The organism is Paenibacillus sp. FSL H8-0283, assembly GCF_045040675.1.
Lineage (GTDB): Bacteria > Bacillota > Bacilli > Paenibacillales > Paenibacillaceae > Paenibacillus > Paenibacillus amylolyticus.
This window is the reverse complement of record NZ_CP150295.1, coordinates 540,382-554,702: the sequence shown is the minus strand read 5'-3', so window position 1 is coordinate 554,702 and position 14,321 is coordinate 540,382. Positions and strand designations below refer to the sequence as shown.

General features: G+C 49.7%; 11 protein-coding genes and 1 riboswitch. Of the genes, 1 reads left to right on the top strand and 10 read right to left on the bottom strand.

What is annotated here, in order from left to right:
* Window positions 1-70: 70 nt before the first annotated feature.
* A complete protein-coding gene (locus MHI52_RS02650; RefSeq protein ID WP_405158386.1) occupies window positions 71-1,831 on the top strand; it encodes an alpha-glycosidase in 1,761 nt (586 codons plus the stop codon).
* 182 nt (window positions 1,832-2,013) lie between these two features.
* Here the strand turns inward: MHI52_RS02650 and sdaAA are convergent, their stop codons facing one another.
* The 10 genes from sdaAA to pstC all read right to left on the bottom strand — a co-directional run bounded on the left by sdaAA (window position 2,014) and on the right by pstC (window position 14,286).
* The gene (sdaAA, locus tag MHI52_RS02645; protein ID WP_405158385.1) at window positions 2,014-2,991 is read right to left on the bottom strand and encodes an L-serine ammonia-lyase, iron-sulfur-dependent, subunit alpha; all 978 of its coding nucleotides are present in this window, start codon (window positions 2,989-2,991) and stop codon (window positions 2,014-2,016) included.
* The gene (gene sdaAB, locus MHI52_RS02640; protein WP_074093257.1) at window positions 2,981-3,670 is read right to left on the bottom strand and encodes an L-serine ammonia-lyase, iron-sulfur-dependent subunit beta; all 690 of its coding nucleotides are present in this window, start codon (window positions 3,668-3,670) and stop codon (window positions 2,981-2,983) included. Before sdaAB ends, sdaAA begins: the two co-directional genes overlap by 11 nt.
* Window positions 3,671-3,947: 277 nt before the next feature.
* A riboswitch (glycine riboswitch) is annotated at window positions 3,948-4,072 on the bottom strand.
* Window positions 4,073-4,206: 134 nt separating this feature from the next.
* On the bottom strand, window positions 4,207-6,825 hold the full coding sequence (locus MHI52_RS02635; protein ID WP_405158384.1) for a beta strand repeat-containing protein: 2,619 nt from the start codon (window positions 6,823-6,825) through the stop codon (window positions 4,207-4,209).
* Window positions 6,826-7,030: 205 nt separating this feature from the next.
* Window positions 7,031-8,191 carry a hypothetical protein gene (locus MHI52_RS02630; protein ID WP_353883225.1) on the bottom strand — a complete coding sequence of 387 codons (1,161 nt, stop codon included), beginning with the start codon at window positions 8,189-8,191 and terminating at the stop codon, window positions 7,031-7,033.
* Window positions 8,127-9,617: an ATP-binding protein gene (locus tag MHI52_RS02625; RefSeq protein WP_353883095.1), complete on the bottom strand. Its 1,491-nt coding sequence runs from the start codon at window positions 9,615-9,617 to the stop codon at window positions 8,127-8,129. Before MHI52_RS02625 ends, MHI52_RS02630 begins: the two co-directional genes overlap by 65 nt.
* Window positions 9,614-10,324, bottom strand: coding sequence for a response regulator transcription factor (locus MHI52_RS02620; RefSeq protein ID WP_047840351.1), 711 nt, complete (start codon window positions 10,322-10,324; stop codon window positions 9,614-9,616). Before MHI52_RS02620 ends, MHI52_RS02625 begins: the two co-directional genes overlap by 4 nt.
* Before the next feature lie 192 nt (window positions 10,325-10,516).
* The gene (locus MHI52_RS02615) at window positions 10,517-11,509 is read right to left on the bottom strand and encodes a phosphotransferase enzyme family protein (RefSeq protein WP_405158383.1); all 993 of its coding nucleotides are present in this window, start codon (window positions 11,507-11,509) and stop codon (window positions 10,517-10,519) included.
* A gap of 183 nt (window positions 11,510-11,692) precedes the next feature.
* On the bottom strand, window positions 11,693-12,448 hold the full coding sequence (pstB, locus tag MHI52_RS02610) for a phosphate ABC transporter ATP-binding protein PstB (RefSeq protein ID WP_036616781.1): 756 nt from the start codon (window positions 12,446-12,448) through the stop codon (window positions 11,693-11,695).
* A 12-nt stretch (window positions 12,449-12,460) separates the two neighbouring features.
* Window positions 12,461-13,348 carry a phosphate ABC transporter permease PstA gene (gene pstA / locus MHI52_RS02605; RefSeq protein ID WP_036616846.1) on the bottom strand — a complete coding sequence of 296 codons (888 nt, stop codon included), beginning with the start codon at window positions 13,346-13,348 and terminating at the stop codon, window positions 12,461-12,463.
* A 2-nt stretch (window positions 13,349-13,350) separates the two neighbouring features.
* Complete coding sequence (gene pstC / locus MHI52_RS02600; protein WP_373888080.1) at window positions 13,351-14,286, bottom strand: phosphate ABC transporter permease subunit PstC; 936 nt, start codon at window positions 14,284-14,286, stop codon at window positions 13,351-13,353.
* Between the last annotated feature and the right edge of the window lie 35 nt (window positions 14,287-14,321).

The following is a 14,321-nucleotide window of genomic DNA, read 5'->3' as shown; positions in this document are numbered from 1 at the left end:
TGGGGAATGTCATATTAATCAAGTCTACCAAGTACATACTAGTTCTACACCTGACGGGAGGAAATTCATTATGCTGCTGGAAGCCATCTATCATCAACCGAAACGAAACTGGGCCTATGCCTATGACCAAGATACAATCCATCTGCGCCTGCGTGCCAAAAAGAATGATCTGACCGAGGTACATGCCCTGACCGGGGATAAATATGCGTGGGATGCAACCAAAGCGCTGGTTCCCTTAACAAAGTTCACCTCTGACTCCATGTTCGATTACTTCGAGGGTGAGGTGAAACCTCCCTACCACCGACTGAAATACTCTTTTCTGCTCAAAAACGGAGACGAACAGATCTGGATGACCGAGACGGACTTCCAGGAAGAAGAACCAGACGATCCGGGTCGTATGTTCCAGTTCCCTTATATTCATGCCGGAGCTGTATTCACACCCCCTGCATGGGTTAAGGACGCGGTGTTTTATCAGATTTTCCCTGAACGATTCGCCAACGGCAACCCGGATATTAGTCCGGAAAAGGTAGAGCCGTGGGGTGGTGAGCCGACACCTTTCAATTTCTTCGGCGGTGACCTTCAGGGCGTGATTGACCATCTGGATTACATCAGCGATCTTGGCATTAATGCGATCTACTTCACACCGATCTTTGAAGCCACCACCAATCACAAATACGATACCGAAGACTACCTGCAGGTAGACCGGCACTTTGGTGACGCAGATACCGTGAAACGACTGGTCGAGCTGTGCCACGCACGTGGAATTCGCGTACTGCTGGATGCCGTGTTCAACCATTCCGGGAAGACATTTGCTCCGTTTGTTGATGTGCAGAAGAACGGAGAACAATCCAAATATAAGGACTGGTTCCATGTACATGAATACCCGCTGGACGTGAAGGACGGCATTCCAACATATGAGACATTCGGATTCGAAGCGCATATGCCAAAGCTGAATACGGAGAATGCCGAGGTTAAGGCCTATCTGTTGGAGGTTGCCGAGTACTGGATCAAGGAAGTGGGTGCGGACGGATGGCGGCTGGATGTAGCAGACGAAGTGGACGATGCATTCTGGCGTGATTTCCGCCGTGTAGTCAAAGCCGCTAATCCGGAGGCCTATATTCTGGGGGAAGTATGGAACGAGTCTTCCTCCTGGTTGCAAGGCGACCAGTTCGATGCGTCCATGAACTATCCGTTTACCGATGCCGTGAATGCTTTCTTTGTGAAAAATACAATGCACGCCGAACAATTCGCGAACTCCATCGGGCGACAGTTATCCCGTTATCCACTTCAGGCCAGCGAAGTGGCGTTTAACTTGCTGGACAGCCACGATACCCCGCGGCTGCTCACGCTGTGTGAAGGCGACCAGCGCAAGATGAAGCTGGCTGCGTTATTCCAGTTCAGTTATATGGGTGCTCCGTGCATCTATTACGGAGACGAGATTGGCATGGACGGCGAACATGATCCGGGCTGCCGTAAATGCATGGAATGGGATGAAGCAAAGCAGGACCGAGAGCTGTTTAACTTTTATCAGAAACTGATCTCCCTACGTCATGCTCATCCTGCCCTGCGTGCAGAAGGCACCGTTCGTTTCCTGCAGGCTCGTCCCGATGGCAGCCAACTGGTATTTGAGCGACAAAATGAGGAGGAACGCATTCTGGTTCTGTTCAATCGATCAGAAGAGACGGCTATTGTCGAGCTGGAGGCTGGTGACGAGGAATGGACCGAGTTATTCGGCGGAAACCATCGTACTGCCAAGGAAGATGGCATACTCGCCATTGAACTGCCCGCGTATGGATATGCCGTACTGAGTACGGCTGTGAGCCAGAACTAGAGTCATAATACACATTCATCTGAAGTCAAATATAAGTATCCTAACTTCGCTTCATCTGGCAGCATAAAACAAGCGTCCTGCATAACCCGGATTCGGGTTCGCGGACGCTTGTTTTGTAATTTTGTATTCGCCGTTATACATCATAATGTCACTGATTTATATATCGGTGGTCCCGGTTCAGCTTAAACCTGAGTACCCTTGTCCACTTGAGCATTGTCCGCCCCACTTGTAGTTGTGTCAGAATCCGCTGGTTTCGACTCCGTCTCAGGCTCGGCACGCTTTGCCTTTGGTTTAGCCAGCTTTTGCATCATTTTGCGGCCTGTTGGCGTCTGGGCCAACCCGCCTTGGGCTGTCTCCCGATGGCGGCTCGGCATCGCACTGCCTACTTCCAGCATGACATCGATGACTTCATCTGACGGAATGGCACTACGCACTCCGGCCAGGGCCATGTCAGCCGCAGCCAGCGCCGTAACTGCACCCAGTCCATTACGGACGATGCACGGGATTTCAACAAGGCCTGCGACCGGATCGCAGATAAGGCCCAGTGTATTTTTTAACGCCAAACCAACGGCATGAACAACCTGTTCCGGTGTACCTCCACGCAGTTCAACCATGGCACCCGCAGCCATGCCGATAGCGGAACCCACTTCCGCCTGACAGCCACCTTCGGCACCGGAGATAAATGAATTGTTGGCAATAACATAACCAATCGCCCCCGCACAGAACAACCCGTTCACCAAATGTTCGTCCGTCCAGCCAAATCGCTCCTGTGAACTGATAAAAACACCCGGGATAATGCCGCAGGAACCGGCTGTTGGTGTTGCCACGATCCGGCCCATGGAGGCATTCACTTCAGATACACACAGGGCATACGCCATGGCAAGTGCGGAAGCATCTCCTGAACAAGTCTCACCCTTGCGAATGTACTCGGCCATTTTTTTGCCGTCTCCACCTGTTAATCCACTGCGTGATGTCGTATCTTCCGTTAACCCTTTGCGTACCGCTTCCTTCATCACCTGATAATATTCAGACATCTGCTTCACAACATCCGCTTCCGGTGTATTGGTCTCCTGAACCTGCTCCTCGATCATCAGCTGAGCAATGGTTTTGGATTCTGCTGTACAGATCGTATTCAGTTCGTGCAAATGTTTAAACCGCATCCGAATCAACTCCTCTCTTCAAATCAATGACACGAATGTCCAATACATGGTCCAGCTCCCTTAGACGCTTGAGCATATCAGGATTAGGCACACCATCCATTTCCATCGCGGTAAGCGCTTCGCCATCACGGGCTTTCCGGTCCACCTGCATATACCCGATGTTAACCCCGGATGAACTGATCGTGGACGTTACCGATGCAAGCACCCCTGCTTTGTCCGCATGTCGCAGAACAAGTGTTGGAAACTCACCACTAATCTGAACACGAAAATCATTCATCGAATGCACGGATACGCTTCCACCACCAATGGATGCACCGATTAAGGAGCAGGCACGTTCTCCATGCCACAACTCAATTTTGACCGTATTTGGATGAGGAGCAGGTAGGCCACTTGTATAAAACTCAACCTCCATGCCCGCTTCCTCTGCGTATTGCTCTGCATCCGGGATACGCGGATCGTCTGTGACATAATCCAGCAGACCACCGATCAGTGCCAAATCTGTTCCGTGCCCCTGATACGTATCTGCAAATGAACCGTACAGCGTCAGCCGGGCACGATCTGGCGTACATCCCAGCCACTGACGAGCAATTCTTCCTAACCTTGCCGCACCAGCTGTATGTGAACTTGAAGGCCCCGTCATCGATGGACCAATAATTGAGAAAACATCTTTAAATCGCACTTGTAACCCTCCATTATTAATCATGATTCATATTTGTAAAATGTATTCGTCATTTCGATCCAGGAGTTTCACCACAATGTCCCTTATTTAGATATGATGACATCAAAAAAGGACAGAAGAAGGCCTTAGGCCCTCTCTCTGTCCTCGATACCTGAGAGTTTCACGATCAGCAGTGTCTCACGACAAGGGTGCACTGCCTGCGATTACAGACAAGTTCACCGGGCTGACTGATCATATACCCCTTGGGTGGCGCAATTCGCGCACTCTCCAGAGTTGCGTCCAACGATGGTACATTTACCTGAGAGATTAACGACTGCGCCGGGTGCGCAGCAGCTTGCTCCTTCGGTGCCTGAACACTAGCCATATTGCTCGGCTAACCCAGGTCTCTCCCGCTCGTTATCATCCGCTGTATTATTTTAATTCGATTCGAATGGGTACATTTCTAAGTTTTTGATCAAGTATACCCATAGAGTAATGTACAATATCATATATGTCAACAAAAGTAACGTGTAATTACCATAAGTCCGATGTCTATTTTAACTGAAGCGAATAGCATTAATATTTCTCACTTCCGCTGAGGCACTCGTGACGTTGCTAGTTGTTGTAAATTCAATACTTACTGTATATGCGTTAGTAGTTGTTGCAGGAGCAGTATCCACGTAGGTGTTGGAAGAAAGAAACCTCAACGTTCCCGAAGCATTACCGGTTCGTGAGAGCTGCAATTGATTAATTAGAACTCCGTTACGTCTCAGGTTAACGTTATATGCGACACTCCAGTTAGACCCTACAACTACCGCTACTTGTGTACTATTATCGATTTTCACGCGTTGACCTGCCACCACGGGTACATTAAGTGTCTGAATGGTCGTTTCACCGGTCAATGGAAGAGCCAATGCCGCTGTCTGACTGTTAGCAAACAAGGAAGAATCCGCAGGGGCAGAAGCTGCTGTCGATCCAGTAGCTCCTGTTGCGCCAGTGGCTCCGGTCGTTCCCGTTGCTCCCGTTACACCAGCCGTCCCGGTTGTTCCGGTTACGCCTGTTGCACCTGTAACCCCTGTGACTCCGGTCGCTCCCGTTACTCCGGCCGTCCCGGTTGTTCCCGTCACGCCTGTTGCACCTGTAGCCCCAGTGACTCCGGTCGTTCCCGTTGCTCCCGTTACACCAGCCGTCCCGGTTGTTCCCGTCGCACCTGTCGCACCTGTCGCACCTGTAGCCCCAGTGACTCCGGTCGCTCCCGTTGCTCCCGTTACTCCGGACGTCCCGGTTGTTCCGGTTACGCCTGTTGCACCTGTAACCCCTGTGACTCCGGTCGCTCCCGTTGCTCCCGTTACTCCGGACGTCCCGGTTGTTCCGGTTACGCCTGTTGCACCTGTAACCCCTGTGGCTCCGGTCGTTCCCGTTGCTCCCGTTACTCCGGACGTCCCGGTTGTTCCCGTCGCACCTGTCGCACCTGTAGCCCCAGTGACTCCGGTCGTTCCCGTTGCTCCCGTTACTCCGGCTGTCCCGGTTGTTCCGGTTACGCCTGTCGCACCTGTAGCCCCAGTGACTCCGGTCACTCCCGTTGCTCCCGTTACACCAGCCGTCCCGGTTGTTCCGGTTACGCCTGTTGCACCTGTAACCCCTGTGACTCCGGTCGCTCCCGTTGCTCCCGTTACTCCGGCCGTCCCGGTTGTTCCGGTTACGCCTGTCGCACCTGTAGCCCCAGTAACTCCGGTCGTCCCCGTTACGCCTGTCGCACCTGTAACACCAGTGACTCCGGTCGTCCCTGTTACTCCCGTTGCGCCTGTATCTCCAGTGACTCCTGTTGCTCCCGTCAATCCGGTTGCACCTGTAACACCAGTATCTCCAGTCGCCCCTGTTACGCCTGTTGCGCCTGTAACACCAGTATCTCCAGTCGCCCCTGTTACGCCTGTTGCACCTGCAGCCCCAGTAACTCCGGTCGTCCCTGTTACTCCCGTTGCGCCTATCGCACCCGTATCGCCAGTGACTCCAGTTGCTCCCGTTGCGCCTGTCGCACCTGTATCGCCAGTGACTCCAGTTGCTCCTGTGACACCTGTCGCACCTGTATCGCCAGTTACTCCGGTTGCTCCAGTCACGCCTGTTGCTCCTGTATCGCCAGTGACTCCGGTTGCTCCCGTTACACCTGTTGCTCCTGTAACTCCAGTAATTCCAGTCGTTCCCGTTACACCTGTCGCACCTGTACCTCCAGTAATTCCAGTCGTTCCCGTTACACCTGTTGCTCCTGTGTCGCCTGTAACTCCGGTGGCTCCAGTCACGCCTGTTGCACCTGTATCTCCAGTGACTCCGGTCGTGCCCATTACTCCTGTCGCACCCGTTTCGCCAGTGATTCCGGTGGCTCCCGTTACACCTGTCGCGCCTGTATCTCCAGTAATTCCAGTCGTTCCCGTTATTCCCATTGCACCTGTATCTCCAGTGGCTCCGGTTGCTCCTGTCACGCCTGTATCCCCAGTAACTCCAGTGGATCCCGTGACACCTGTCGCACCTGTATCACCAGTAATTCCGGTTGCTCCTGTCACGCCCGTTTCTCCAGTAACTCCGGTCGCGCCTGTGACGCCTGTTGCACCCGTATCGCCAGTGATTCCGGTGGCTCCCGTTACACCTGTCGCTCCTGTATCTCCAGTAATTCCGGTGGATCCCGTGACTCCTGTCGTTCCCGTTGCACCTGTAGCCCCAGTTACTCCTGTTGTTCCTGTCAATCCAGTCGCGCCTGTAGCCCCAGTACCTCCAGTGACTCCGGTCACGCCAGTGGCTCCAGTTACACCTGAAATAGCACTGTATCCACCCAGTAATTCCTCAGATACGAGACGGTGGGCGGTGACCAGTTCTCCATTCTGGTTTTTACCCCAGACCGAAATCTGCACATCCTCCACAGTAGCATCACCCGTTGTAAAAACAAATTCAAACCCGTCCAAATCCGCATAAAAATCTTTGGTTATTACCTGATTAGGCAAAACATTGAACAACTCTTCAATATATAATGTGCGTACACCTACCAAATAGTATCCTTGAACAAGAACTGTATAATAACTAATCATATTCCTATTATCCAACTTCACTGTAATTCTCTGTGTAGGACGCTCACCGCTTCCCAGCACTATATTATTTTCAATTGGCCCTGTTGATAAAACAGCCATCCTGCGATGCCCCCTTCTCCTGCCTCCATCACCAAATCAAGATTGTCTTCTATAAATATGCATATTGAACTGTAAACGTGAAGTTGCCCTCTTGCCTTTTTGGAATGGACTGAAAGGAGATCGAATAGATATCCACCACACTAAAAGGAGAACATACAAAAAAAGCTGCCGCTTCGTTTCTGCGGCAACCTTATTATTCTTTAGCTCATCTAGACGGATTGGGAAGGGTCAGTTCTTCCGCCCAAGCTTGCAGCTTTGCCTTTGTCCATCCTTCGTTTTCACCCATGATGGAGTACCGCAAGCCATTCTCACTCCATGATATGTTCCGAATGCTCTTCATATATGAACCCTCGGTGTTACGAACCTTAATCTCGGCTTCATCCGGTATTAGTGTATCGTCCACATTTTCTTCCGGCATCTTGAATACCGTCAGGCTGACTTCTACCTTGTCGTTACTCACATAATACAAGGTTACTTCATCTCTGCTCAGCTCACCGCGCGATGTAGACATTTCGATCCGTGATAGTTCGAATTCTCCACTCATGTCCTGTAGGAACGGCTGTTCCAACGCTTTTTCCGCTTCCTCTAGGGTCACTTCGGAATTCTGCATCATATCGTTCAAGTCCTTCACATCGACCTCCTTAGGGATGTCAATTACGAAAGTATCCTTTGTGAATTCAGGGTCATACTGAATCGGATCATAGACCATTTCTGATTTTCCATCCCCATACGCGCTGTTTACTTTGACAATCATCCACGTTTTGGGATCTACCCAATACTCAGAAGATATGGAGAATGCGCCTTCTTCTTTTGGTGTCAATTCAATATGAATGACGTCCTGTCCATGAAGTTTCTCCTGTCCCATCATATTCACATCATGCGTAGTACGTAACCGCTCTAGTTGATCGAGCAATATTTGCTTCTGGGTTTGATTAGGTTGTTGTGACACGGAAGATGCATCCATGGAATATGCTGCCCCTGTTTCTTTTTCATATATGATGATCTTCTTTCCATCATTAACTGCGTAACTGACATTGCCATTCTCTGATGTTTCCGTGCGCTTTCGTCCGGTTTCACCATCTACCCATTCCTTAATTTGCATCGTGTTAGTCAGCTTGTCATCCGCCCATATCTTCATCACACCTTCCGCATAATACGAGGCGGGTTCTGTTTCTGCTGAGACAACCTTCTCAATCATCTCATCTCCTGACATAGCCAGCATATCCTTCTCCGCGCAACCTCCAAGCAGGGCGCCTGCCAACACAGCAGTACCCAGCATCATCCATCCTTTTTTCATCATCTTATCCACCCTCTCTGCGTTTACATTCTCCATGTTCAGGCAATCGGCATGCTGCCAGCGTTCCATATCCTTCGTATGACCACATGCGCATATCCCCTCCGTGCTTTATTGCAACCCGTTTGGCTATACTCAATCCCAATCCCGAACCACCTGCATATGTCTTCTCCTCCTGATTCTGGTGTTGAACATAGGGTTCGAAGATACGAATGAGCTGTTCCTCAGGAATAGCAGGACCTTCGTTTTGTACTATGATCAATGTTGCTCCCGCCCTGTAGTTATCCAATTCAGCTCTAAGCGAAGGAATAATCCATTCAGGAAGCTCCCAATCTGAAGCAATAACCCCTAGTCCCATTACACCGTTCGTCCTTGTGTGGCGTAGTGCATTATTTATCAGATTATCTGTCAGGCGCATCAGTTGTTCGGGATGAACTCGGTACAGTTGATCTGTGCGGACATCCATCTTCACGTCAATCTGACCACGCTCGGCAAGTCCCTCATAGCTCCCAAGCAGCATATCAAAAAACTCTTCACCTTCCACCTTAACCATGGCCATCTCCGATTCACTGGAACCCAACGCCGTATACATCTCAAGTTCACTAATCATCTGTTTCATCCGCTCCACATTTCCGAGCAGCACATCCTGATATTCCTTCCTTTCAAGGCGTTTCAGTTGACGATCACCGTTAAGTACTTCCGTATAAGCACTAATGGACATCAACGGTGTTTTCAGATCATGGGATAACGAGGCGATCATGAGCTCTTTTTCTTTTTGCTCCCTCTCCACATCGGCCTGAGTATGTCTGATCTTGTCTTGCATTGCATCAAACTGTTGGAGCAAGATGCCCATTTCATCATGACGAACAGGTACCACATCCGTAGCAGCCTCTCCCCGTGCAAAAGCATCCATTCGTTCTATGAGATATTTCATCGGCCGAAAGAGCTTTCGGGATAGCAACCACAGCACTGTTCCGTATAACAGAATAAAGAAAGTAGCAGCGAGACCCATGACCCAGGTAGTCCGCAAGGATATGCCTTCCAGCCAATCTCCACGCAGCATGACGATTTCGTAAATGCCGACCAACTCACCCTTTTCCCATACGGGTTTCTTCAACGAGAATGTACGATGACGAATCTGTAAGTTGTACAAATTACGATACAGCTCCGCCCCCCCAACGGTGTAAGCTCCAGCAGACCATGTACTCCCCTCTGATGTGTACACCCGAATCCCTGTTGGTAAATACAGAGCAAAGTTCACCCGACCATTCTCCAATTCAGAGAGTGCAGCGAAAGCATCAGGCGAGTGCAGCTGGTACAGTCCCGGGTCAGATAAAGCCAGTTCAATAGGAGCCAATTGTCCGGACAACTCCACATATTCCGTTACGGCACGCTGATCATTGTAATAGTTATACAGGGAGTACAGCGCCCATCCAGCAGCGACAGGCAGCAGCATTACAATGAGGAAGGCAAGCATTAACCAGTACTTCAACTTCATTCCTCAGGCTCCCCCACGAACCGGTAACCACTGCCCCACACCGTCTGAATCCAGCGTGGATGATGGGGCTCGTCACCAAGCTTGGCCCGAAGGCTCTTCACATGAACTGTGACTGTACTCGAGTTCCCCGCCTCTGGCTGACTCCAGACATGTTCATACAGTTCCGCCTTGGTAAACACCCGGCCAGGATGAGAAGCAAGCAGTATGAGCAAAGCCCATTCCTTGTTGGTTAGTGCCACATGTTCTCCATGAACCTGTGCGCGCTGATTCAAATAATCAATCGATAACCCATCGTTATACTGTCTATCTGTCGAATCCGGCTCTACGCCCTGATATCTGCGGTACCTATTCAGATGAGATTTAATGCGAGCTGTAAGTTCCGTTAGACTGAAGGGCTTCGTAATATAATCGTCAGCTCCCAGCCCAAGCCCCCTAACTTTGCTCTCTTCCTCGATTCGAGCACTCATCATGAGCAGCGGAACATCGCTGATCAGTCTAATGTTTTTGCATACCGTGAACCCATCCATTTCCGGTAGCATCAGATCCAACAAGACTAATTGATAGGTTCCCTCCCTAAAGTCTTCCCAGCTCTCCAAACCGCTTGATGCCCAAGTTACACCATAACCCTCATGACGTAGATGGTCTCTCAAAATACGGGCAATCTCCGGATCATCCTCCACCAGCAATATATTCTCGCTGTCTCTCATCGCTGCTTCATCCTCCCATGACTATATTGTAGCTAAGAAAAGTTGACTCTCCTCAGAGTTTATACTTTCTTCATAAATGTCCATTACGATCGCTATCTAATGCATGCAAAAAGAGCACCCCGATTGTTCAGGACGCCCAGGTAATATTCACAATCTTAATCCTAAGTTATAGCTCCTAGAAAAGGAAACACCTCATAACTCATAGAAAATACGCTCATTTTGCACATAAGGTCGGCAATACTTGCTGCATAGCTTCGGCATGCGATCTTTCATCCATTCGTGCCTCGACTCATTCGCCATCTGAAAGGCATAATAACCCAGTGTAAAGATCAACATAAACCCTTCCATTAACCGGATATCACGATCCGTCAGTTGTGCGATCTGTTGGGTATAACCGGATAAAAATATGTCACGTTCCTCCCGATTGAACATAAGTGCTGCCCCTCCGGCATCAAAAAGATAATAACCATAACCGTGTAGACAAAAATCAATCATGGAAATCCCCTGCTCCGTTATCAGCAGATTGTTGCGAGTAATATCCCCATGAATGATCCCCCATGTCCCTGCGTGCGGCGGGTATGTTTCTAACTGCTCATTAATGTTCTCAAACGTCTCACGAAGCAGATCGAAGTCTTCCGTTGTAAAAATCCCCAGTCGGACGCCTTCTTCTAGCTGCCCGAGCATGACCAAGTTCTCATGGCTATTGCCATATGCCGGACGCACCTTTGTTCGATCTGTCTGATTCTGCTCACGCCCATATTGATGAAGCATCTGCAGTTGTGCCCCAAGATCATAGATCTGCTCTGTTGTCAGGCGTTCTCCCTGCTGGATGTCCCTTCCCTCAATCCACTCCAGTACCGTACAACAAATCTCTTTCCCTGCCTCACTTGTCCATAGCGTGACCCAATCACCCGATGCATTGCGTACCGGATGTTGCACGCGCAATGCTGTCGTTGCATTTAACTCATGAAGCAGATTCATCTCTGCCTCCAGCGCAGAAAGCGTATGCTGAATGCCTGTCATACTTGCATATGCGGCTTGGTGTATCCGTAGCAGATACTTCTGCCCGCTTGCTTCATCAACGACATGATATGTCAGATTCTCATTATGACGAATATATGAAACGACAGGTTTCTCAATAGTGTAGTTCTGTATAATCTGAGCTGCCATATGGTCGTAAGACATCTGATCCGTAGTGATTATCAACATCTCCTTCGAAGTCATGTAAACGTTCTCTTCACACTAAATATCGTAGCATAATGTTTATCCCGCATACAGAAAATCCCACTAAAATATAAATTAAAAAAGCACAACCCCCGAACAACCGTCCAGGCATTGTGCTTTCTTTTGTCTCTATTTATGATCCAATTAACCGAAACGACCCATAATGTATTCTTGCGTCAGACGATTGTCCGGGTTCGTGAAAATATGCTCTGTATCCCCGTGCTCAATCATGCTTCCCAGATAGAAATAAGCTGTGTAATCCGAGATGCGTGCCGCCTGCTGCATGTTATGGGTAACAATAACAATCCGTAGCTCCTTCTTGAGCTCGGTAATCAACTCTTCAACTTTACCCGTAGATACCGGGTCAAGTGCAGATGCCGGCTCATCGAGCAGCAGGATCTGTGGTTCAACAGACAAAGCGCGAGCGATACATAGGCGCTGCTGTTGTCCGCCAGAGAGAGACAGAGCTGATTCATGCAGTCTGTCTTTTACTTCGTCCCAGAGCGCAGCACGACGCAAGCTTTTTTCCACAATTTCATCCAGTGCCTTCTTACTCTTCGTACCACGGTAGCGGGGGCCAAACGCGATATTGTTGTAGATGGACTTATGAAAAGGATTTGGCTTCTGCCACACCATGCCAATCTTCTGGCGAAGCTTGATTACATCGGTTCCAGGCTCATTCAGATCGTTACCGTCCATCCAGATATGTCCCTCTGTACGGGAACCGGCAATCTCGTCGTTCATCCGGTTCAGCGAACGGAGGAATGTGGATTTACCGCAACCAGACGGCCCAATAAGAGCCGTTACGCTTGCTTCAGGAAACGTCAGGCTAATCTGCTTGACCGCCTGGAAATGTCCATAATATATGCTTAACTGTTCCGTACCAAAAGGTATGGCCATGTTGGTTCCTCCTTATTTCGAAGCTGTCATGCGGCGGAATACAACCCGACCGATCCAGCGTGCACTTAGATTGAACGCCAGCACGAGAATGACAAGCACGGCGGATGCCCCTGCTGCCACTTCTTTGGAATCTGGCCCAATACCTTCACTATTCACTTTCCAGATATGGACAGCAAGTGTCTCTGCCGGACGGAAAGGATTAAGCGGTGATCTTGGACTCGTCGGATTCCAATCTGTAAAGTCCAATGGTGGACTACTCATACCTGCGGTGAACATCAGCGCTGCTGCTTCACCGAAGATCCGGCCCGATGCCAGGATCGTACCCGTAATCAAGCTCGGCAATGCCACAGGCAGTAGAATGGAAGTGATAATCTTCCACTTGGACAGTCCAAGCGCCAGACCTGCTTCCTTCTGTTCCTTCGGAACAGCCCGGAAGGCCTGCTCCGTTGTCCGTACCATCAGTGGCAAGTTAAAGATCGCCAGAGCCAAGGCACCCGAGATCAGGGAGAAACCAAGACCAAATTGATTTACTAGCAGCAAGAGACCAAACAAACCGATAACGATGGATGGGAATGATGACAATACTTCAACGACCAGACGAATGAAGCTGGTAATCTTGCCTGGTTTGGCGTATTCCGCCATGTAAATCCCGCCGCCCCATCCGAGTGGAATGGTAACAAGCAAGGTCAGAACAAGCAAGAATACGGAGTTGAAGAGCTGTGGACCAATCCCGCCGCCACCCTTAAGCAACTGTGGTGCACTTGTAAGGAAGTTCCAGCTAATATGTCCAATGCCTCTATACATGATGAAGCCAAGCAGACCGAGCAATAGAATAACAATGAACAGGGCCAGTACAACGATAACGGATGTTGCAATTTTATCTACCGTCTTTGCCTTCAGTTTCATACCCGGTTTCTCCTTTCAAGCAGGCGAACCAGAATGACGAAGACAAAGGTCATCACCAACAGGACAAGCGCCATACTCCACAGTGCATTGTTATGAACAGAACCCATCGTGGTGTTACCCATGCTGAGTGTAATTACACTTGTTAATGTTGAAGCTGATTCAAGCAAGGATGTTGGAACATGCGGTGCATTACCGATAACCATCTGCACAGCAAGTGCCTCACCAAAAGCACGGGCCATACCCAAAACGACACCTGTCAACAAAGCTGGCAAAGTTGTTGGGATAATGACACGGTAGATGGTTTGCCAGCGAGTGGCACCCAGTGCGTAGGAGGATTCACGCAATCCTTTTGGCAATGCGGACAATGCATCTGCCATAATACTTGTCACCGTAGGAAGAATCATTACCGCGAGAACAAGACATCCGGCTGCAATCCCGACGCCTGTTCCGCCAAAGATACCGCGCAACAAAGGTACGATGACACTCAGACCAATAAATCCGTATACAACGGATGGAATTCCGGACAAGAGCTCAATCGCAGGCTGCAAGATCTTTTTGCCTTTACCCGGAACAATCTCTGTCATGAAGAGCGCTGCACACAGGCCAAGCGGACTTGCGATCAATGCTGCAAGCAAGGTTGTAATGAAAGAACCTGTGATGAACGGTAATGCCCCGTAGAACGCAGGTTCTCCGGTCGGATTCCACGTCTTTCCACCAAGGAATTCGCTGATGCTTATTCCATTTTGGAAAAATGTGGACAGTCCCTTGGACGCTACAAAATAAACAATGGAAAACATGACAACGATCAGGAAAACGACACAAATCGACGTATAGATCCGTCCCGTCCACTCTTCCCAATAATGTTTCTCTTTTAAGGGCCGGCGCGGTTTCAACTTGTTATTCATTACCGTTCCCCCTTCGGTCTGTTCCATAACAACCATCCTTCTATAGTAGAATTAATGCAAAA

Coding starts and splice junctions, on each gene's coding strand:
- MHI52_RS02635 (WP_405158384.1), bottom strand. CDS start 6,825: ATGGCTGTTTTATCAACAGGGCCAATTGAAAATAATATAGTGCTGGGA.
- MHI52_RS02625 (WP_353883095.1), bottom strand. CDS start 9,617: ATGAAGTTGAAGTACTGGTTAATGCTTGCCTTCCTCATTGTAATGCTG.
- pstB (WP_036616781.1), bottom strand. CDS start 12,448: ATGGCCATACCTTTTGGTACGGAACAGTTAAGCATATATTATGGACAT.
- MHI52_RS02620 (WP_047840351.1), bottom strand. CDS start 10,324: ATGAGAGACAGCGAGAATATATTGCTGGTGGAGGATGATCCGGAGATT.
- sdaAA (WP_405158385.1), bottom strand. CDS start 2,991: ATGCGGTTTAAACATTTGCACGAACTGAATACGATCTGTACAGCAGAA.
- MHI52_RS02630 (WP_353883225.1), bottom strand. CDS start 8,191: ATGGAACGCTGGCAGCATGCCGATTGCCTGAACATGGAGAATGTAAAC.
- pstC (WP_373888080.1), bottom strand. CDS start 14,286: ATGGAACAGACCGAAGGGGGAACGGTAATGAATAACAAGTTGAAACCG.
- MHI52_RS02615 (WP_405158383.1), bottom strand. CDS start 11,509: ATGTCTTACGACCATATGGCAGCTCAGATTATACAGAACTACACTATT.
- MHI52_RS02650 (WP_405158386.1), top strand. CDS start 71: ATGCTGCTGGAAGCCATCTATCATCAACCGAAACGAAACTGGGCCTAT.